Origin of the sequence: Sphaerospermopsis reniformis (assembly GCF_005402885.1) — a bacterium.
In the GTDB taxonomy this organism is placed as follows: domain Bacteria; phylum Cyanobacteriota; class Cyanobacteriia; order Cyanobacteriales; family Nostocaceae; genus Sphaerospermopsis; species Sphaerospermopsis kisseleviana.
On sequence record NZ_BJCE01000004.1, the window covers coordinates 45092 to 66653 of the forward strand.

Annotated in this window: 17 protein-coding genes and 1 CRISPR repeat array; of the genes, 7 read left to right on the plus strand and 10 right to left on the minus strand. The window is 36.7% G+C overall.

Going from position 1 to position 21562, the window contains the following annotated elements:
• Window positions 1-34 precede the first annotated feature (34 nt).
• Window positions 35-2494, minus strand: coding sequence for an NACHT domain-containing protein (locus FFR48_RS01355; protein WP_137666100.1), 2460 nt, complete (start codon window positions 2492-2494; stop codon window positions 35-37).
• On the minus strand, window positions 2484-3770 hold the full coding sequence (locus tag FFR48_RS01360) for a S8 family peptidase (RefSeq protein ID WP_137666101.1): 1287 nt from the start codon (window positions 3768-3770) through the stop codon (window positions 2484-2486). Before FFR48_RS01360 ends, FFR48_RS01355 begins: the two co-directional genes overlap by 11 nt.
• A gap of 92 nt (window positions 3771-3862) precedes the next feature.
• Here FFR48_RS01360 and FFR48_RS29955 point away from each other — a divergent pair, with 92 nt between their 5' ends.
• The 3 genes from FFR48_RS29955 (at window position 3863) to FFR48_RS01375 (ending at window position 5967) form a co-directional block, all read left to right on the plus strand.
• Window positions 3863-3988 carry a hypothetical protein gene (locus FFR48_RS29955; protein WP_265586217.1) on the plus strand — a complete coding sequence of 42 codons (126 nt, stop codon included), beginning with the start codon at window positions 3863-3865 and terminating at the stop codon, window positions 3986-3988.
• Window positions 3989-4533: 545 nt separating this feature from the next.
• Entirely contained in the window at window positions 4534-5169 is a 636-nt protein-coding gene (locus FFR48_RS01370; RefSeq protein ID WP_137666102.1) for a radical SAM protein, read from the plus strand.
• Between the two features lie 168 nt (window positions 5170-5337).
• Window positions 5338-5967: a 4Fe-4S single cluster domain-containing protein gene (locus FFR48_RS01375; protein WP_137666103.1), complete on the plus strand. Its 630-nt coding sequence runs from the start codon at window positions 5338-5340 to the stop codon at window positions 5965-5967.
• 199 nt (window positions 5968-6166) lie between these two features.
• A CRISPR array of direct repeats spans window positions 6167-6928; the repeat unit is 38 nt; unit sequence AGTTTCCATCCCCTTGCGGGGAATTGGTTATGAAAAAC.
• 365 nt (window positions 6929-7293) lie between these two features.
• Here FFR48_RS01375 and FFR48_RS01380 read toward each other — a convergent pair.
• The 3 genes from FFR48_RS01380 to FFR48_RS01390 all read right to left on the minus strand — a co-directional run bounded on the left by FFR48_RS01380 (window position 7294) and on the right by FFR48_RS01390 (window position 10470).
• Entirely contained in the window at window positions 7294-8550 is a 1257-nt protein-coding gene (locus tag FFR48_RS01380; RefSeq protein ID WP_201277553.1) for a dihydroorotase, read from the minus strand.
• Between the two features lie 108 nt (window positions 8551-8658).
• On the minus strand, window positions 8659-10002 hold the full coding sequence (locus FFR48_RS01385; protein WP_137666104.1) for a histidine phosphatase family protein: 1344 nt from the start codon (window positions 10000-10002) through the stop codon (window positions 8659-8661).
• 129 nt (window positions 10003-10131) lie between these two features.
• Window positions 10132-10470, minus strand: coding sequence for a hypothetical protein (locus tag FFR48_RS01390; protein ID WP_187040129.1), 339 nt, complete (start codon window positions 10468-10470; stop codon window positions 10132-10134).
• A gap of 226 nt (window positions 10471-10696) precedes the next feature.
• Here FFR48_RS01390 and FFR48_RS01395 point away from each other — a divergent pair, with 226 nt between their 5' ends.
• Together FFR48_RS01395 and FFR48_RS01400 are read left to right on the plus strand one after the other, a co-directional pair.
• A complete protein-coding gene (locus tag FFR48_RS01395) occupies window positions 10697-11434 on the plus strand; it encodes a Uma2 family endonuclease (protein ID WP_137666106.1) in 738 nt (245 codons plus the stop codon).
• Between the two features lie 40 nt (window positions 11435-11474).
• Complete coding sequence (locus FFR48_RS01400) at window positions 11475-12485, plus strand: RpnC/YadD family protein (protein ID WP_137666107.1); 1011 nt, start codon at window positions 11475-11477, stop codon at window positions 12483-12485.
• Window positions 12486-12609: 124 nt separating this feature from the next.
• Here the strand turns inward: FFR48_RS01400 and FFR48_RS01405 are convergent, their stop codons facing one another.
• Window positions 12610-13830: a DUF790 family protein gene (locus FFR48_RS01405; protein ID WP_096571815.1), complete on the minus strand. Its 1221-nt coding sequence runs from the start codon at window positions 13828-13830 to the stop codon at window positions 12610-12612.
• Window positions 13760-15376 (minus strand): DEAD/DEAH box helicase family protein, encoded by a 1617-nt coding sequence (locus tag FFR48_RS01410; RefSeq protein WP_137666108.1) that lies wholly within the window; start codon window positions 15374-15376, stop codon window positions 13760-13762. The genes FFR48_RS01405 and FFR48_RS01410 overlap by 71 nt, the downstream gene beginning before the upstream one ends.
• Before the next feature lie 361 nt (window positions 15377-15737).
• Between FFR48_RS01410 and FFR48_RS01415 the strand changes: the two genes are divergently transcribed.
• Together FFR48_RS01415 and FFR48_RS01420 are read left to right on the plus strand one after the other, a co-directional pair.
• The gene (locus FFR48_RS01415) at window positions 15738-15950 is read left to right on the plus strand and encodes an adenylate/guanylate cyclase domain-containing protein (RefSeq protein ID WP_236103970.1); all 213 of its coding nucleotides are present in this window, start codon (window positions 15738-15740) and stop codon (window positions 15948-15950) included.
• A gap of 319 nt (window positions 15951-16269) precedes the next feature.
• Complete coding sequence (locus tag FFR48_RS01420; RefSeq protein WP_236103966.1) at window positions 16270-18921, plus strand: hybrid sensor histidine kinase/response regulator; 2652 nt, start codon at window positions 16270-16272, stop codon at window positions 18919-18921.
• A 116-nt stretch (window positions 18922-19037) separates the two neighbouring features.
• Here FFR48_RS01420 and FFR48_RS29220 read toward each other — a convergent pair whose 3' ends face one another.
• From FFR48_RS29220 to FFR48_RS01430, 3 genes are all read right to left on the minus strand, one after another.
• A complete protein-coding gene (locus tag FFR48_RS29220; RefSeq protein ID WP_236103967.1) occupies window positions 19038-20204 on the minus strand; it encodes a DUF4384 domain-containing protein in 1167 nt (388 codons plus the stop codon).
• A gap of 125 nt (window positions 20205-20329) precedes the next feature.
• On the minus strand, window positions 20330-21346 hold the full coding sequence (locus FFR48_RS29225; RefSeq protein WP_236103968.1) for a caspase family protein: 1017 nt from the start codon (window positions 21344-21346) through the stop codon (window positions 20330-20332).
• Window positions 21347-21352: 6 nt separating this feature from the next.
• On the minus strand, window positions 21353-21562 hold a 210-nt coding region (locus tag FFR48_RS01430), incomplete at its 5' end, for a hypothetical protein (RefSeq protein ID WP_236103969.1).

Consider the following 21562-nt stretch of genomic DNA (forward strand, 5'->3'; position numbering starts at 1 on the left):
GGGATAGTAAGGCTAAGAATTCTATGATTGTGACTCAATTACCAGGAGGTAACAACATCCGCCCCTCTATTGCTTCCCAGGTTTCACGGGACACCCGCACCGCAGCATCTTTACATTGAATAATTAGATAATTAGCGTAGAAATAATATTCTAGTGCTGTTATTTCTTCCTTAGATAAATCAACAATTTCTGATGTAAAATTAAAACCATCCAGCATGGTTTCTATAAACTTGTCAGCAAAGGCTCGATGTATCTTTCTGGTTTTTTTTTCATCAGGAATTTTAGCTTTTAGTGCTTCTAGTCGAGTAAGTAATACACTTAAATTGATACTTTGATTGTAAATTTCCAACTTTTTTAACTCGTATATATACTCAATAAAGTAGGCATAACTGTAAGTTAGGGTGTAGGCGTAGATAAGTGTGTTTACTAAATCATAGTTGTTAGCGTAGGTGTTGGCGATATCGTAGACAAGGGCGTGGGAGAGATCGTAAAAGTTGATGTTGGCATGAGTAAGAGCATTGGCATTGGCAAGTGTATTGGCGTTGGCAAGGGCGTTGGCGATCGCAACTGCACGTTTACCTACTGGTTTATAATTACCTTGAGAACCTACAGTGACTTGTTCCGCCCAATTTAATAAACCTTCTAATTTTGGGGTGTTGATGTATTTTTGTGCTTGCTTTTCCATTAATAACAACAAATCATCAGCACCACCACGCATAACCCCAGCCACTAATAAAAACACCTCTTTCCAGCGTTTATCTGTCAGATGTTCAGTGACTAATTTTTCAACTAAACCATGATCATCAATATATTGGGCTGTTAAATATTCCTGTAGGGTCAGATGAGAAAATGAAAATACATTTCTAGCTCGTTCTACTAAAATGCCCTGTTCAATAGCAATAGCATCCAATACTTTACTTGCATCTAAATATTTAGGTGCATTATCATTACTAGATAGGAATTTTTTTATATGAATTAAAACCTTTTGTCGAGAAAAGAAAAGTTTATCTGCTGCAAAATTATGATAAGCAATCTCAGCTAACATAAGTTTTTCTAAATCAATCCCCAGTTGACGATAAATCTGCTCAGTTGGTAATCTTTTTTCAGATGCCCATCTTCTCAATAAAATATCTAAAGCATTACCATATAATGTAGATCGTTTTTTCGGTAAATCTTGAGATTCATCATATTCTAAGCAAAGAAAAGTTAATAATAAGGGAGTTCTTGCTAATTCCTTAGTAGTATCTTCACTTTTAATTTTATTCCAGCATTTTTGGGGAGTTACTAATTTTTTATCTACTTCCGAATAAAACCAGTTATTAATAAATTGTTGAATTTGTTGCTCATTAAAATCCGCAATAATAAATTCTTTGAAGTTAGTGAACTTCTGTCGATAAGCAGCAGTACGACAAGAAATCACAAATTTATTTTGCTTGTATTGCTTAACAAAATTTTGTATCCCATCAATCACTAATTCAAAATTTCTATTTGGTACTTCGTCTAAACCATCTAACAGTAGTAATAATTGACCTTGCCTTAATAATTGATTAGTAAATTCTTTTGCTAATGGTAAATTACAAGATATAAATTCTTGCTGAATAATATTGTAAATATCAACTTTATCTGTAGTAAATTGTTTCAATTCTAGTAAAACAGGACTACATTCACCCTGAATTTGTCCAGATTTACCTTTAAGTGCTTCTAGTCCTATTTTCCTTAAAAAAGTAGATTTACCTGCACCCGGTTGTCCCAAAATCATTAAATGTGCATATTGATTAGCAATTATCATTCCATCTTGTCTTGCAGATTTTTCATTAGTCAATCTATGACTACCATTTTGACGATAATTTTTTTCTAATGCTGTTAATGATTCAAATTTTCCAATCTCATCAGGTTGTAAACATTGAACTTCTGTATAAATATCATCTAAATTAACAGGTTGCGACATTCCCAAAACTCGCAACCGATTATATCGCTTTTGATAGTTAAGAATGTACTGTTTAGAAGCTTGATAAATTAATTTTTTGGTTTTTTCATCTAACTCAATTCTTAAAATTTTTATATACAATTCTGCAAAATGATTAACTGCTTCATCTGGGGCAATTTCTGGTAATCCTATTAATTGATCTAAACTAACATGATTAACTCCAGATAATTCTAATGAGCGTAATATATCCGTTGCTGAACCTTCAACAACTAAAACACGGCTCATTGTGCCGCCTTGGGTCGTTAAAGATATTTTTTGTAGTTCTTGAACTGTGTCACCTATAACTTGAGAAATTTGAATTTTACGCTGTTCAATTAACGCATTTCTGTAGGCTGTAGATGATGGAAAATCAGCAGGTTTTAAATTTAAAACACCTTGATTATTCCTGAGTTGATTGTCATCACCCAAGGTCATAACTACCCGCATTTTTTCATCACCCCTTGCATTCATTAAAGCTTCTTCTAGCAAAGGGTCAATTTTAGCAATGTGGTGTTCTTTAAGGTTCATATAGTGCTTTTGGTACTTGAACTAAACCTTTACCTTGGCGTTCTTTATCCAGTCCTAAATCTTTACAATTCGTCAAAATTTCATCTAATAAATTTAGCACTGAGATATTTTTATTATACTTCTCTAATACTAAAGCCGCTACACCAGAAACAATCGGTGTGGCCATAGATGTACCATTCCACGCTTCATAACCTCCACCCAAGACAGATGAATAAACGCTTTCTCCCGGTGCAACTACATAAGGAACATTATAAGATTGGGAGTCATTTGTGATGGTAATGGTAGTGTTACCGCTAAAGTATGCAACTTTATTTTTATTATTGATAGCACCTACCGAAAGTGAACCTTTACAGTTACCAGGTGTACGAGAACGGTTAAATCCTTCATTACCTACAGCACAAATGGGAAGTAAACCTACAGCTATTAAATCATCAATTAAAGAATTAAATAGCTCAAAATAACCTGCTGGTAAAGAAAGTTCACCCGCAGAAATATTCACTATATTGATTTCTGGTTGTAATGCTAACCAATTAAACCAAGATATCCAATCTGAGAGATTACATACACCATTAGGAAACATAATACTGTTGATGATTTGCGCTTCTGGTGCAACACCAACTTGATTTCCACAAATTAAACCTGCAACATGAGTACCATGTCCAACTGTATCTTCAAATGGTACGGTTTGAATTTCCTGTGTTCTGGGATTTAAACGATAAGATTCAATTATTTTATCTTTGATTTCTGGATGGTTGGCATCTATACCAGAATCAAGAACAGCAACAGTTATTCCTTTACCTGTACCTGTAAATCCTTGCTGACGTGCGGTAATCAGAGATATAGCTTCTAAATGCCAAAGATCATCTACATCTACTGTGCCTTTTTTTCCTGTTATATTTCGTTCTGGCTGAATTAACCCTATTGGGAAATCGCGTAAAATTAAAGCATTAGGTAAATCTTGACATAGCTGTTCAATATCTTCATCAGGTATATCAACAACTTTAGAACCTGTGATGTTTGAATATGTTGAAGATTGGGTAACTTTGTTTGTATCTTCTAAATAACTGCTAATTTCTTGATATACAGAATCTTCTCGCCAAAAATTCACCACTTCTGCAACTTGTGAAGGACGACTTTCAGCCGTAAATTTTCTCGATGCTAATTTTAAAGAACGCGCTACTGATGTTGTCTTAGGACGAATAATGTAAACACCCATCAAATACTCCTCACACCAACCTGAATGATAAACACTGGTATTAGCCCATAGTATAGTCATTTTATGGGATTATCAGTTAATATGTTTAAAAAATATTATTTAACAGCACCCAAACCCTATTATGACCAACAAAACCAGCTTTTGATTTTCCTATGAGTGTTTTTGGCGGTTTACAAGATCCAGCATTTACTGATTATGAATTAGAATCATGGCAAGAACATACAAATGCTGGTTTTTCTTTACATAAATTTCCAGGTAATCATTTTTTTTATTCGTAACTATGATTTTTTTCTACAATTAAGAAAATTCTTAACTACAGCTATAATTGCCTTCTTACAATTACCAATTACCCATTACCAATTACCACCCCCAACAGATATGATAAGTATTTCACAAGATATGATATAATTGCATTTGTAAAAATAGTAATTTACTCAGAAAATTACAGTAAATTTTTAGTAAATTTTTAGTAAATTTGGGACTGATTAAACAATGAACATAGATAATAATACGTTAGATTTGCTCACAGGAGGATTAGCGATCGCTATTCTTTTAGGTGGTATGGTGATGATGTTTACAACTGTATTCACTACCAAAAGATAAGAAAATTTACCTCACAACTTCCTCACAAACTAATGATAAATTCTCAATAAGATTGGTTGAAACAGTCTTTTTGTGAAGCGTAAGTCTTTAGACATCGTTCAATCCTCTTGATTTATCAATAGGTAAAACTTTCAACTTTTGAACGCATGAATTTTGACTTGTAATTTGATTTGTAAACTGTCACCTGCTATATCAAATTAGGCTAAGTTGTGAGGTAGTTATGAGTGAGTCACTATCTGTAGAAAAACCTCACTGTACCGCAGTTTATGGACTGGTAAAATCGTGGAGATTTGGGCGATCGCTTGGTATTGATCCTATAGGGATAATATCTACCTGTTCCTTTAACTGCGTTTATTGTCAGTTAGGGAATATTCAACACCAAACAACTCAGCGACAGATGTTTATACCTACTAGCCAAATTATCTCAGAATTGCAAGCGATCGCACTCCGACAAATACCATTAGATGTAGTAACTTTTAGTGGTAGTGGTGAACCTACTTTAGCATTAAATTTAGCTGAAATTCTCACAGCTACAAAAGAAATCTTTAAAGAACCAGCAGTAGTATTAACTAAAGTATTAACTAATAGCACATTGTTAGGTGATAAATTAGTCCGTCAAGCTTTATCAATAGCGGATATTGTTGCCGTTAAACTGGATGCTGTTTCGTCAAATAAACTACAGCAAATTAATCGTCCTCTAGAGACAATTGATTTACCAAATATTATTGAAGGAATTACACAATTTAGACAAGAATATCAGGGAAGGATGGCAATACAAACGGTGACTGGTGACTGGGGACTGGGGACTGGTGACTGGGGACTGGGGACTGGTGACTGGGGACTGGTGACTGGGTAATCAATTTTATTTTTTCCTATTACCTATTACCTATTACCTATTACCTATTACCTATTACCTATTACCTATTACCTATTACCTATTACCTATTACCTATTACCTATTACCTATTACCTATTACCTATTACCTACTTGCTTACAGTTATATTTTTCACGAGTTAAATAAATATGGCAACAACAAAAACAACAACAGAAATCTTATCAGCACTGAAACAAATTCCCGATGGTTATCTTAACATCATGGGTTATGTTGATAAATCAGAAGTGAATGGTCCTGGTTGTCGCGCTGTGGTTTGGGTGCAAGGTTGTCCGCGTGAGTGTGAAGGTTGTTTTAATCCCGCATCTTGGGAATTTGAAATAAATCAATTAGTTGCGATTGATAAACTAGCTGAAGATATTATTAAAAACCCCCATAATACAGGTGTAACTTTTTCTGGTGGAGAACCATTTTGGCAAGCTTCCGCATTAGCTAGTTTAGCACATAAAGTTAAAGCCGCTGGTTTAAATGTGATGGCTTTTACTGGTTTTACTTTAAAAGAATTACAATCTGAATCTGCACCTCCTGGTTCTCAGGAATTATTAGCAGAATTAGATATTTTAATAGATGGTCCTTTTGTCCAGTCTTTAGCTATTAATTCTCCTTTGTCTCCGGTTTCTTCCAGAAATCAAAAAGTTCATGTTTTTAACCCAGAATTTAAAGATCAAATTAGTTGGGCGAGTGATCAAATAGAAGTTCATATTCTCAAAGATGGCGATCGCATTGTGACCGGTTATCAAGGTTGGTTAGAATTAACTTAAATTTGCAAGTTTATAACTACTGATAGATATGGGGTTTCTTTAAGAAATCCCGTATTTGTAATATATTTAGCCCCTTGCTGGGAATTATGGAAAATAGCGCGATCGCATTTGTTTTAATTGTTGCGATCGGGGGTTTGTTTTCATGCTCTTCTGGGTAATTGGTTGTGAAAAACTTCTGAGCAGAATCAAGACTTTGCCAAGTTTCCATCCCCTTACGCGGAATTGGTTATGAAAAACTGATGACCCTTACAGACACCTGTCTGGAACTGTCTGCTGGTTTCCATCCCTTTGCGGGGAATTGGTTATGAAAAACTCAAATCAGATGAGTTAGTTGAAGTTGTAGAAGGAGTATTGTTTCCATCCCCTTGCGGGGAATTGGTTATGAAAAACATGGTTGAGGTATACGGAGAGAGCTCAGAACACATCAAAGACTTGTTTCCATCCCCTTGCGGGGAATTGGTTATGAAAAACGGGATCATAACAAAAAGTCTGGCTGGTACACTCATGTTAAAACAGGGTTAAAGTTTCCATCCCCTTGCGGGGAATTGGTTATGAAAAACGGGATCATAACAAAAAGTCTGGCTGGTACACTCATGTTAAAACAGGGTTAAAGTTTCCATCCCCTTGCGGGGAATTGGTTATGAAAAACTTGAAACATCTAATCTCAATTTAAAATCTAAAACCATCTGAGTTTCCATCCCCTTGCGGGGAATTGGTTATGAAAAACAATTTGGCGATCGCACTCACCAAGATTGAAAAGCGATTCAGTTTCCATCCCCTTGCGGGGAATTGGTTATGAAAAACCTATTAATGTCAGCTATCAAGGTTTACTTGAAATGTGGGAATGTTTCCATCCCCTTGCGGGGAATTGGTTATGAAAAACATTTTTTATACCTGTGTCGTAGGGTGTGGTAGACTATGTTTGTTTCCATCCCCTTGCGGGGAATTGGTTATGAAAAACCCTATAGTCATCGAGACCTTGATACAGTTAGCTTTCAAAAGGCGTTTGCGCCAAGCTACGGAAACGGTAATGTAACAAGGTTAATCAGTATTTAATTTTCAAGGTGCTGTTTGCTGTTTCCAGCCAATAAATACACTATAAAACAAAAACTCTAAGATGTCAACCCAAAAAACTAATATTTTTTGCAAATTACCCAAGATTGCTGAATATAGGTCTTTCTAGCTCTTAGCGACAAAAGTAATACATTGCTTTACATTTCGTTACAAATCCCCAAAACCATAAGATAAGGGTATTTCAACCCTCTTCATACCCCCATAAGTCGAAATATCAAACTTTACAAAAGTAAATAATCTGGTAGTTCCCTATTAACACCAAGTTTGTAAAACTCTACCTTTAATATCTTTGCCAAACCAAGGTGTATTATCAGCTTGTGAATAAAGACTTTCTCGACTAACTCTCCAGATTTTTTCAGGATCAAATAATGTTAACTCTGCTTTTTCCCCTGGTTTAATCGGTTTGATTTGTTGTTGTAAACAAGCTGCTGGTTTATTACTCAAAACTTGCCATAATTCTAAAGCTGTAAATTCTCCAGTTTCTACGAGATTTTCCCATAGTAAGGGTAATGCTAATTCTAATCCTATTGCTCCTGGTGGTGATTCACTAAAAGCTTGTACTTTCTCTTCGTAAGTATAAGCTGCATGATCAATGGCGATCGCATCTATTACACCTCCACGCACACCAGCACGCAAAGCTTTCACATCAGTAGCATTACCTAAAGGTGGTTCTAAATGCAAGCTAGTATGATAACTCTTAATATCTGCGGTGTTCAATAACAGGTGCATCCAAGTGGTACTAGCTGTCACTGGTAAACCCTGAAATTTTGCAGTAGCAATTAATTCCACACTCCGGGAAGTAGAAACCCGCATAATATGTACAGGTGTCCTAATTTCCGCGACTAATTCCAATAAAGCAGCGATCGCACTTGTTTCCGCACTAGGAGGAACATGGGGTAAACCGATACGCAACGCCTCCGCACCTTCTCGGATTGTACCATTTAAAGACAAAGAGCGATCGCAGGGAGAAAACGCCACAACTTTACCAAAAGGTTGCAGATATTCTAAAACCCGTCTGACTATACCCAAATTTTCCCAAGGTTTCCCATCCGTAAAACCCACAACCCCAGTAGTAACTAAATCCGCAAACTCAGTTAACTGTTTACCAGCTAAATCTAAAGTCATTCCCCCCCAAACCTGAAGATGGGGTGAACCTTTCTCTACTCTTTTTTGCTGTAACTGTGTCACTAAAGCGGGATTATCAATAGCTGGATTTGTGTCTGGTAATACTGTTACCCTCGTAAAACCACCAGCAGATGCAGCTTGCAGCAAAGAAACCAAAGTTTCTCTTTCTTCAAACCCTGGTTCGCTGGAATGACTATATAAATCAACTAAACCAGTACCTACAACTAAACCCCGACAATCTTTAATAACAGTATCGGCGCTAATATCGGAAATTTGGGGAGCGATCGCTTTAATTTCACCCTCAACAATTAATACATCGGCTATTTGGTCAGTTTCCGAAACCGGATCAATTACCCTTACTTGTTGTAGAAGTTCATTTATCATGTCTGTTTTAATACTTAAAATATCTGTTCTAATTGGTAGTTGGTGATTAGGGAAGAATATAATGTGGGGTGGGCATCTTGCCCGCCCCAGATATGCTAATCAGCGCAATTATAATGCTCCTGCGGCTGTCTTATCTAACACACCACCACTTAAATGACCAGTAATATTCATTGCTTGCAATACGGGTAAACCACCAGCACCATTAGGGTAATCAATGACACTTACAGCCCCATTACCTTGACGGAAATTCCAGAAATTTTCCAGTGATAATCCTAGAATATGACAAAGCAAAGTTTTATTAGTCGCATCGTGGGCAACCACTAAGCCCGTTTGTAACTGATTTTTCTCAGCAGTTGCTAATATTGACTGCCAAGCCGCTACACTGCGTTCATGTACCTGTTGTAAATTTTCCCCTTCTGGCATTTGCACCTCAGCCGGAACAGTGCGCCAACGTTCCAACTCTCCGGGAAATTGCTGTTCTATTTCTGATTCAAATTTACCTTCCCAGGTTCCGTGACTAATTTCTCTTAAACCGTCCAATAACTGCAAATTAATCTGAGAATGGTGTTTAAGAATAATTTCTGCGGTTTCTTTGGGACGTGCCATAGTGCTACTAAAAGCAAAATCAAATGTCACATCTTTGAGAAACTCCCCAGCTTTTCCCGCTTGGCTTCTGCCATTATCATTCAAAGGTACATCAATTTGCCCTTGAAACTTACCTTGACGATTCCATTCGGTTTCGCCGTGACGTACTAATAATAACCTAAATCCTTGATGATTGGGGCGTAAACTCGGTAAAGTATCTCCCAGGTGTTGCGTTTGATTCATTGATTCTAACTGCACAGGTTCACCCAAACCACCAGCAAAATTTAACACACTAATGTTACAGTTAGACTGTTGTAGTCCATGATAACCACTAGGAGGAATACCCAAAGCCGTACTAATTAAAGCTCGGTTAATACCATTATGTCCAACTATAAGAATAGTTTCCCCTTGATGACGGGGTAAAATTTCTTGCCAAAACTGCTGTGCTTGTGCGTATAAAGCTAAAACTGGAAAATGTTCTCTTGTCCCATCTGCATCATTAATCATCATCCGCAATTCATGGGGACGTTTTTTCCATATACTATAATCATCAGGGAATTTCTCTTTGACATCAACAGATAACATTCCCGCCCATAACGGTAAGTCTACTTCTACTAAATTTTCGGAAACTTGTATTTCCCCAAACTTTTCCACTAACTCACTGCAAATAATTTCTGCTGTTGTTTTAGCGCGGTTCAGGGGACTGGTGTAAATAGCCTTAAATGCTATATTACTCAGAGCTTTACCCGTTTTCCTAGCATCGTCTTGACCTTTTTTCGTTAAAGTTGACGCATCAGTACGTCCTTGGATACGTCTTTCAATATTATAGGTACTTTGACCATGACGCACAATGATGACACGAGTCATTAAAAAAACCTCTTCTCTCCAAAGTATTAATTTTACTGCAAAATGTTGCCAAATTATCTTTTGGGAGTCAGAAATTAGGTGACAGGTGACAGGTGACAGTTTTTACCCATTACCCATTACCAATTATTCCTATTGGTTATCACTTAAATCTAACTGTAGTTGCAGACCATCATTTTCATTCAAATTTTGATTTGCTGGTTGCAGAAAAATAAGAGTAGCAGGAATTGTGATTGATTCACTCAAGGGCAATTCTTCAGAAGTATTATTTTCCGTACCTTGATTATTTTGTTGATTAAAAAATCTGCTAAAATCATTTTCTGCACGACGATCATTAACATCAACTAAAGAATCACTTTTTAAAGTAAAATTTCCTTGATTAACTTGCTCAGTTGATTGTGCATAAACGGCACTATTCACACCAAAAACAGCCGCTACAATTGTTAAAATGACAGAAATTTTAGTTTTCATGATTTTGAGTTTTTTCATAAAAATATTCTAACTGGGGATAATTATAAATCATGCCCCAGATAGATTTGTAATGCTAATTACATATAATTTAAAATTAAGGAAAATTTTATATTTTGGACATTGAATTAATTATTCATCTTTATCTGTGTTTATCTGCATTCAATGATTCTTGATGTATTATATATGTTATATTGTAAAAAAGAAACATTGATTGGTTTGAGAAGATATGTTATTAAAATATGATACTCGGCAATGTTTACCCTCTGCTGAAGACTTACCAGATTCAGACGATACACCAGTGGATAACGAATTACAAGACTTAATACCAGGGTTACTAAAAACCATACTCGCCTTAATTTGGTCAGAAAGAATGGATTGGTTTTTTGGCGTAGATATGGGAATATATTATGATCCAGATAAACCAGCAATAGTACCAGATGGATTTCTGAGTATTGGTGTACCGAGAATTATTGACTCAGATTTACGTTTATCCTATGTGTTATGGGAAGAACAAAAACTACCAATCATGGTGTTAGAAGTAGTATCTCAAACTAGAAGGGGAGAATATACCCAAAAGAAACAAGAATATGCAGAATTAGGAATTTTATATTATGTGATTTATAACCCATTAAGAAAAAGGAAACAAAAGTTAGAGGTTTATAAATTAGAAAATGGCAAATATCAATTATTGCCAGGTGAAGCAGTATGGTTATCAGAATTGAATTTAGGAATAGGTAGAGAAGAAGGAAAATATCAAGGAATTACCAGAGAATGGTTATATTGGTATGATGAACAACGAAAGAGATATTTAACAGCAGAAGAACTACTGCAACAGGAAAGGGAACGGGCAGAATTTGAAAGGAAAAAAGCTGAATTTGAAAGGAAAAAAGCTGAATCTGAAAGATTGCGATCGCAACGTTTAGAAGAAATATTACGTTCTCATGGTATAGATCCTAATATTTAGTAAATACTTAGTAAGTAATAGATTTTTCCCAGGTGCTTGAATGAATGAAACTACCGCTAATTATGACGAAACATGGAAAGAAGCAATATCAGAATACTTTGAATCTTTTGTATCTTTCTTTTACCCCCATCTTCATCAACAAATTAATTGGCAAAAAACCCCCATTTCCCTCGATAAAGAATTAGAGCAAATTACAGCATCTTCCCAAACAGAAAAACGCTATGCTGATAAATTGTATAAGGTTTGGTTACTAGATAACCAAGAAGTTTGGATTTTGATTCATATTGAGGTACAAAGCCAATATGATAAAGAATTTTCCCAGCGAATGTTTATCTATAACTATCGCGCCTTTGATTTATATCATAAACCCGTCATCAGTTTAGCTATACTAGGAGATGAGAGTAAAACTTGGCGACCCAATTCTTATGAATACGGCATGGGAGAAAGCCAAGTTAAAATGACTTTCAGTAACGTGAAACTCTTAGATTATCAGTGGGAGCAATTAGAAGCTAGTGATAATGTTTTTGCTACAGTAGTCATGGCGCATTTAAAAACCAAAGCTACTACTAGCAATTTAACCCAAAGAGAACAATGGAAATGGAATTTAGTCAGAAGTTTGTATGAAAGGGGCTTAACTAAATTTGATATCATTAATTTAGGTAAGTTTCTTGATAAAATGATGACTTTACCAACACAACTAGAACTGGAATTTAAAAATAAACTTAATCAATACGAAAAGGAGCGCAATATGCCTTTTTTAAGCACAATAGAAGAAATGGCACTAGAAAGAGGTCAACAAATTGGTCAACAAATTGGTCAACAAATTGGGCAACAAATTGGTCAGCAAATAGGAGCAAAAGAAACACGCAAACAAGATATTATCAAAATTCTGCAAAATCGTTTTGATATTTTACCAGATGACCTCGTCAAATCTATCAATCAAATTGATGATATGTCTGTATTAGAAACCTTACTTTTACCCAGCATTAGCATCAATTCTTTAGAGGAATTTCAACAGTTAATTAATGAGAATTTGAGCAGTAATAATTAAGAGTCATCAGATCCCCAATTTCCTTTTATTATCCTGTCAATAAATTGTGACTTGAACGCAGAAGTCGGGGATCTGGGTGTTATTACTAATTACCAATTACCAATTACCAATTACCAATTACCCATCACCCATCACCCATTACCGCTAAAACTGCTTTGGGTAATAATTTTTCTTTAAACCAAACAATTCTAGCAGGGACATTATCTAATTTTACACCTGCTTTTTCTAAATTCAATCTTTCCGAAATAGCTAATATTAAATTATCACAATTAGCACGGCGTACTTGAGAAAATTTTTTTTGTAAATATTCTGGTCGCCAATAACCGACAATTTCTAATAAAAAAGTTCTACCATCAGGATGTACCAGCCGAAAATCGGGAATCATCACACTTCCAGGAATAGGAATTAAATCAACTTCCCGTTCTAAAATCCAACCACTTTTTAAATTATCCCATTTATCAGCAAAAGATTGTTCTAACATACTATCATAAGGCTTACCTTGAGGATAGTGAGAGACTAAACCACATTCAGAATTGAGTGTAAACCTGCCAGTTTTCCATTCATTAGTATAAAAATCTCGTGTTTGTAAAGTTGCAGATAAACTCCATTTTGTCACATGAAGTAAAGCAGGAATTAATTTAGCGATCGCCAAACCATAACGGGTACTAGGACTAAACAAACTTGTCGGACCATCAATACTAATAGTAAAACCATGATCCGCATCACCTTCAATATAAGCCATTAATTGAAACAACTTCAAATAACGGAACAATAACTTATATTCTCCTGGTACATTGCGATGAGCATTTAACACCAAATGAGTAGCTTTATAAAACACACCTTGTACCTGAGACAAATTATAACGATGTAATAAATCTTCAGGTTTAGGAGCATCAAAAGAGGTTAAAATTTTATTTTCCGATAAATCAGCATAAAGACCTTCATGAACATGAACAGGTAAAACTTCCCGTTGTAATTCCCGACTTAAATCATCAGAAATTTTAGTTAAAATTACCTCTGTATTTTCCCGACTAGAAACAGATTTTGCAGCCAGAGAAAACACCCGTTCTCTTAACATAGCAGGTTCAAGAGGACTAACAACCTCAAAAGTGCAGAAACTACTTTTCAGAATATAAGCCAAACCGCGCTTCATTCGATAATCAGTAGTATCACCTTCAAAATCAGCCAATTGACGTTCAAGAACCCCTTGAGACTTCCTCACAGCATCCTGAAAAAACTGAATTAAATCACTAGCTAAACCCAAATGTTTATCATCAAGTTTCAGTCTCTTCGGGATAATTTCCTCCCCATTTTGACGATGAATCAATAACTCCGTTGTCAACATTTTTCTTATTAAGAGAATAATTAATTTCCAACTGTTCAGCCGCCCGCAAATCCCTTTGATTTTCTCTTTCCTTACCACCCCCATAAACAACCCTTAAATTACCCCTTCTATCCTTCTTCTTATCCTCTTTCTTCTCCTCCTGACTTTGCGTACTTTGCGTACTTTGCGGTTCATTCCCTCTTAAACCTCGTCTTCTAGCCGAAGTACCCTCCTCACTCGTATCTTCCGCCACAACTTCATATAAAATCGCCTGTTTATTTTCCATATTTCCCTTACGTAAAACCCGACCCAAACGCTGGATATATTCCCTTGCAGAACCAGTACCAGAAAGAATAATTGCTATAGAAGCAGAAGGAACATCAACACCCTCATTTAAAACATGAGAAGCCACCAAAGTATTATAAATACCTTCCTTAAACTTAGTTAAAATTTCATGCCGTTCTTTCACAGGAGTTTGATGAGTAATAGCAGGAATTAACAACTCACCCGAAATACGGTAAACCGTAGCATTATCAGCCGTAAAAATCAACACTCTAGAGGGGTAATGTTCAGCTAATAAATCAGCAAGAATTCTTAACTTCCCATCAGTCCCCAGAGCGATTTCTTTAGCTTGACGATGTGCTAACATTGCTCTGCGTCCATTTTGCGATCGCGCACTCATTTGGACAAAAGTTTGCCAACCTTGCAAACTGCCCAAAGAAATGCGAGATTGCTTTAAAAAATCATTCCGAGTTTGAATTAACTGATTATATCTTTCTCTTTCAAGTTGAGATAATTTGACTTTTATCTGTATAACTTGATGTTCTGCTAAAGCCTTACCTGCCAAATCTTCAGCACGCTGCCGATAAACTTCTCTACCGATGAGAATATTTAAATCAGCGTGTTTGCCATCGGTGCGTTCTGGTGTAGCAGAAAGTCCTAAACGATAAGGTGCGATCGCATATTCCGCAATCACTCGATTAAAATCTGTAGGTAAATGATGACATTCATCAAAAATAATCAGCGCATATTTATTACCCAAACTTTCCGCATGAATAGCCGCACTATCATAAGTTGCCACTAAAATCGGTGTTCTATCCCGTGAACCACCACCCAACAAACCTAACTCCATATCAGGAAAAGCCGCTTTTAGGTGTGCATACCACTGGTGCATTAAATCCAAAGTTGGAACAACAATTAAAGTAGTGCGGGGTGTTGCTTCCATGGCCATTTGTGCCAAATAAGTCTTACCCGCTGCCGTGGGTAGCACCACCACACCCTGTCTACCTGCCAACTTCCAAGCCGCTAAAGCCTCATTTTGGTGGGGATAGGGAGTCATTTCTAAACTAGCGACTAACTCCAAAGGAGAAAATTCCTTAGCCTCATCAATAAAAAAAGTATCTTCTGCTTGCAGAGCTTCGACTAAACAACGGTATCTAATCGCGGGAATGCGGAATTTTTCAATTCTATCATCCCAGGTAGCAAAATCTATCCAAGCTTTGCAGCGTGGAGGAGGATGTAAAATTAACGTACCACGATCAAAAGTTAAAGTGGGGTTGCGACCCATGTTAGGTTTTCTCCCAACTCATTCATCTTTAATTACTCATAACCCAAAAAGTGCATGATTCCCAAAAGAAATTTTGGTATAAACCAACTAGAGGCGCTGTTAACTTCCGAAATATCGGACTTGCAAATAGGGTTTGCTGAAAAAGTTATCTGTGAATGACCAGTGACAGGTGACAGGTGCTACGCCACGGTGACAGTTTCAAGAGTTGGATAGGAACAATTTTTTCTTTAAGTAGGGCTTGCTGAATAAATTTAAATTTAATTAAGCATCCTTTATATTTGTATGTAGAAAATAGCATTTATTTATTAACGAAATATTCTGCTTATTTGATGAATTAGCCGAACTGCATGGAGTCAAAAAAATCAAAACTATTGGTGATGCTTACATGACAGTTGCTGGATTACCTAATCATCGCAGTGATCATCCTATGTCCATAGCAAATATGGCTTTAGATATGCAACAAGCTGTAGCTAAGTTTAACGAAGAACAAAATCAATCATGTCGTATCCGTCTAGGAGCAAAATTTAATAACGGGACTTACGCAAAAGGGAACGAAAGTAGGGGTAATTCATGAATTACCCCTACGCAAGAATAAGGTTTTCAGTCACATCTTACGTAAGTCCTAAATCAATAATTTCTGTTGCTATCAGCACCGCTAACAATATAATTTAAATCAGAGAAAGTATACTATACTAGAAAAGGTTTGTTTGCATTGATTTTTACTACTTTAGGTAGATTCCTATTCCAGAAATGTAAGCTTTGTATTGTCCTGTTGCATAATAGGTCTGGAGCTATATTCCTGTCGCTTACAAATTTCATGACTGCAAGTAGCTTGCAGCACCAGAGGAGATGCTAAATTGAAAGGAAAAATTTCTCTTCTATCAAACTATTTTGTGTCCATTTTATGTGTTGGTATCGCCTTGGTATTAACATTCCTGTTAGAGCCATTTTTAGATCGCTCTATCTTTCTGATATTTTTTGCGGCTATAGCAGTGAGTACCTGGTATGGTGGCATTAAGTCTGGGTTATTAGCTACTGTTTTGTCGGCTCTACTTGTTAAATACTTTTTTATCAATCCCCAATTTTCATTTTCTGTTGACAGTCCAGACAGTATCATTAAGTTAGGATTGTTTACGCTGGTGACAATGTTTATCAGTTGGCTAAACTCAGAATTACGTACTTCTAAGCAGAAATTAGAAATAAGTTTTAAACACCTAGCAGCAAGTGAAGCGAGATTTCGCAGGTTAAAAGATGCCAACATCATTGGAGTGATTATAACCGATATGCAAGGCGGTATTTTAGAAGCGAATGATGCCTTTTTAAACATGGTAGGTTATACACGAGAAGAACTACTAGCAGGAAGAATAAACTGCCGAAAAATGACACCTCCAGAATATCTGGAAAAAAGCGATCGCTCAATAGTGGAACTGAGAGACCAAGGAGTTTGTCAACCTTTTGAAAAACAATATATCCGCAAAGATGGTAGTCTGGTTAATGTTTTACTTGGTTTAGCTTTATTAGAAGATAATTCAGATCAAGTAATTGGTTTTGTTGTTGATGTGAGCGAGCGCAAAAAAGCAGAAGATTCCCTGAGAAAACAGGAAGAACAACTGCGATTGATTACCGATTCTTTACCAGTACAGATTTCCTATGTAGATGCTCAACAGCGTTATCGTTTTAATAATAAAAGATATGAAGAATGGTTTGGTATACCTATTGCTGAAATTTATGGAAAACACATAAAAGAAATCTTAGGAGAGTCAGTTTATAAAAAAATTGTTCCTTATGTAAAAACAGTATTATCTGGAAATCAAGTCACTTATGAAACGAAACTCTTGCATCAAAATGGTACAATTCATGATACCAGCGTTACTTATATTCCCCAATTCAATCAGCAAGGAAAAGTAGAAGGATTTGTTGCCCTCATTAGAGATATTACAGAACAAAAGCAAGCTGAAAATGCTCTCAAACAAAGCGAAGAAAAATTCCGCAAATTAACAGAAAAAGTGCGCGTCATTCCTTGGGAAGCAGATCCTAAAACTGGAAATTTTACATACATTGGTCTGCAAACAGAAGAAATACTCGGTTATTCATTAACTGATTGTTACAGTGATAATTTTTGGGAAGAACATATCCATCCTGAAGACAAAGAGTGGGCAGTTAAGTATTGCCTGATGAGTTCACAAACCGAGGAAAATTACGAATTTGAATATAGAATGTTAGCCGCAGATGGCAGAGTGGTTTGGTTATATGACATTGTGAATGTGGTGCGGAGTAAAGATGGACCAAAACAGATACATGGGTTTATGATTGATATTACAGAACGCAAGCAAGCAGAACAAGAAAGAGAACAAATACTAGCGCGAGAAAAAGCAGCAAGAACTGAAGCAGAAGCAGCTAACCGCATCAAAGATGAATTTTTAGCCACACTATCCCACGAACTCCGCACCCCCCTCAATGCCATGTTAGGATGGACACAGTTGCTCAGAAGGCGTAAATTTGATGAAGCTACCACTGCTAGAGCATTGGAAACAATTGATCGCAATAGTCGGTCTTTATCTCAGTTAATTGAAGATGTATTAGATGTTTCTCGGATTATTCGTGGTAAACTGCGTTTAAATATGTCCTCAGTGGAAATCGTACCAGTAATAGAAGCAGCAATAGACACAGTGCGTCCTGCTGCGGATGCTAAACATATTTGCATTGAGTCGGAATTTGATCCAGCAGTGGGAGTAGTGATAGGTGATGCTAACCGCTTGCAACAAATAGTTTGGAATTTGCTTTCCAATGCTGTAAAATTTACACCCAAGGGGGGAAAAGTGGAGGTAAAAATACAGCGCATTAAGTCCCGTGTGCAGATTCAAGTCAGTGATAATGGTGCGGGAATTGCTACCGAATTTCTACCTCATGTATTTGAGCGTTTTTGTCAAGCTGATAGTTCAACTACGCGATCGCATGGTGGATTAGGATTAGGATTAGCTATAGTCCGGCATTTAGTAGAACTGCACGGAGGTAAAGTTTTCGCTACCAGTCCAGGACTAGAACAAGGTGCAACTTTCATTGTCAATTTACCAATGAAAGCCGTGATTAATGAAGATGATACACCCAAATCACAACCATTTCTCACAAATAGCGAATCTGTGAATTACCAATTATCAATCTTGGAAAATGTGCGAGTTTTGGTAGTGGATGATGAAGCAGATACAAGGAATTTACTAACTACAATTTTAGGACAATATGGCGCTCAAGTGACTGCTGTTGCCTCTACTCAAGAAGCAATGACAGCTTTATCACAATTCCATCCAGATATATTAATTAGTGACATTGGAATGCCAGAAGAAGATGGCTATACATTAATTCGTAAAGTCAGAAGTCTTCCTAGTAATGAAGGAGGGAAAATTCCCGCAGTGGCATTAACAGCTTATGCTAGATCAGAAGACCGGACCCAAGCTTTATTAGCAGGTTTTCAATTACATATTCCTAAACCAGTGAATCCTGGAGAATTAGCAGCGGTGGTTGCTAATTTAGCGGGAAGAACAGGATAATTGATAATGGGTAATTGGTTAAGTAGGTAGGCGTTGAAATTTATCGTTGTGGCAAGGCAGGAGGCAGAAGGCAGGAGGGATGAGGTTTTTAGGCATTTTACATTTTGTTACATTTTTCAACCCCTTAAAACTTCAAAGGCGATCGCCATTGCTGCCAGTTTTGTTGTATCAATACCACGAACATTATCTGGGAGTTCGGTTATTGCCCTGTCAGCACTTGTACTGAGCGAAGCCGAAGTGATGTTACGAGTACCTGCATCTAAATCATTGAGTAAACTATCTGTCACCTCTAACAGATCATCATTAACATTCATCGGACTTCTACGATTTTCTAGACCGCTGCGTTTAGCAATTTTTTGTAATACTCTTAGGGAAGTTCGCAAAGGTGAGGTACTAGCAATAACAAGTGCTTCCCCAATGCCCAAAGGTTCACTAATGGTAAGTTTAAAAACATCACGACCAGCTTGAGGAATTACTAATTTTTGTTTTGGCTTGATCAATGCTGCTGTTTCTGAAGCTGACCAATCATTAGGATAAATAATCGTCATTGTTCCTTCAGCATCAATCACTAAAATACTCACGTAGAGATCACTAGATTCATTATTTTCTATTTGCAAATCAATTTGTGTTCCTACAGTTAATTGAGGTATTCCTAACTCAGAAAACTTGACAGGTGATACTGGTACGGTTGGGTTTGAATCTACGGGAACTTTGTTAGTACCACGAATAGCGAAAGTTTCAGCAATTATTGTTTGACTATTAGCAATATTCATGGAAGCAGTCACATTTAGCCGTGATGAATTGGTATTACCTAAAACCTGTTTAATAATTCGTGCTGCCAAGAGAGATTTAAATTTCGGTTTTAATCTGGTTATTGCTTCTTGGACTGTTTCTCTATTTTCACCAAAAGAGGCAGGAATAATCTCATCTTGGCTGGGTAAAAATAAGCCTAAACTACCTACCTGGGGAAGATTTTTGATGCTATTTTTCCGTAATTCTTGTAATTCTGCATACTTGGCTTGAGTCATACGCCCAAAAATGTACTGTACTTCAGAACTGCCTAATTGCTTAGGTTCAATACGAGGAAGTGCTTGCAGAAATTTGATTGCTTGCTGGGCAGTATTATTATCAAAAGATTGATCAATACCGATTTTTAAAGTTATATCTTTGGGAATGCTACGGATACGTTCTTGTAATAACGTTCCTGGTTGTAGCGGTAAATTTTGCTTTGTGGGAAGTAATTTTCCTTGACCAATCAAACCTTGTCGTGAATCTAGTTTCACTAATCCTCGTTGCTTACCTTCACTATCTAAAGCCGTAAAAATAGCACCTTTTTTAAAGGCTTCCAGAGTTTGTGAATCTAGTCCACCTAACCATAATTGTACTTGGTTATTTTGGACTTTAGTGATTACAGCTTCCGCTGAGATTGCTTTTTAGGTGTAAAATAAATCGGTGGATTGGTGTTTTCTTGGCTGAGATTAGATTCTACTTGGGGATTTTGATATCGTCCTTGGTTATAAGCCAAAGTTGCTGTATTCCGACCGACATTGATGATGGCATTATTGATAGATTGATTATTGGTTTGTTGCCATAAATATTGGGTTAAAGAATAAGTAAAAGCCCCTGCATGGAAATCACTAAAAGTCATATCCACAGCCAATTCATCTCGTTTAGCACTAGCAATCACAACTCCTTTCGCCACGTTTTTTCTGCGAAGTTCAATAAACTGTTCTGGGGATAGATTTAAACGTCTTAACCATTGTTTTTGATAATCAAGTTCTACTGGACTTGGTTGTAATTTGTCACCACCAAAACGCGATCGTACCCGCAAATTTCCCCTTGTTCCACCACCAGAATGACAAGAATCTAACACTACAGTCACATTTTCTGTATTTAAGGCAGACATGAGTAAAAATAAAGTGTGTCCCATAATATCTGATACCACACCACCAGTAATGGGATAACCTTCTGGTAGTTTGCTATCTATAGGAACTAAAGTGCTATTGAATCCATCTGGTTGATCTCGATCTGGATCTATGACTCTTGAACCATGTCCAGAAAAGTGAAATACTACCACATCTCCGGGTTTTGCTTGGTTAATCAAATGTTCTTCAAAAGCTGTGAGGATACCTTTACGAGTAGCTTGTTGATCTGTCAATGTGAGGATATTTTGAGGGTTAAAACCAAAGCGGTGAACTAATAACTCTTGTTGTAATTGGACATCAGTTACACAACCTTTTAAAGGTGGAATTATCCCAGAATATTGATTAATTCCCACTAATAAAGCTAGTTTACGAGATGTATTTTGAGCCAGAACTTGACCATAGCGATCGCCCTGGTGCATTATATCTAATTGGCTAATACCAACTGTTGCTAAGGTAGAACCAGCTAGTTGTAGAAAATGACGGCGTTTAATATTTGACATGATTTTTTAATTGGTAATTGGTAATTGGTGATGGGTGATGGGTGATTGGTGATGGGTGATTGGTGATGGGTGATTGGTGATGGGTGCGGGGTGATGGGTGATAGGTGAGGAGTGTGTGGTGAGGTGAGAGTGGGGAGGGGTGATAGGTGAGAGTGCATGGGCGAGAGAGGTCGTGCGTGGTGAGGGTGGAGAGTGCGGTAAGAGAGTGGTATCATG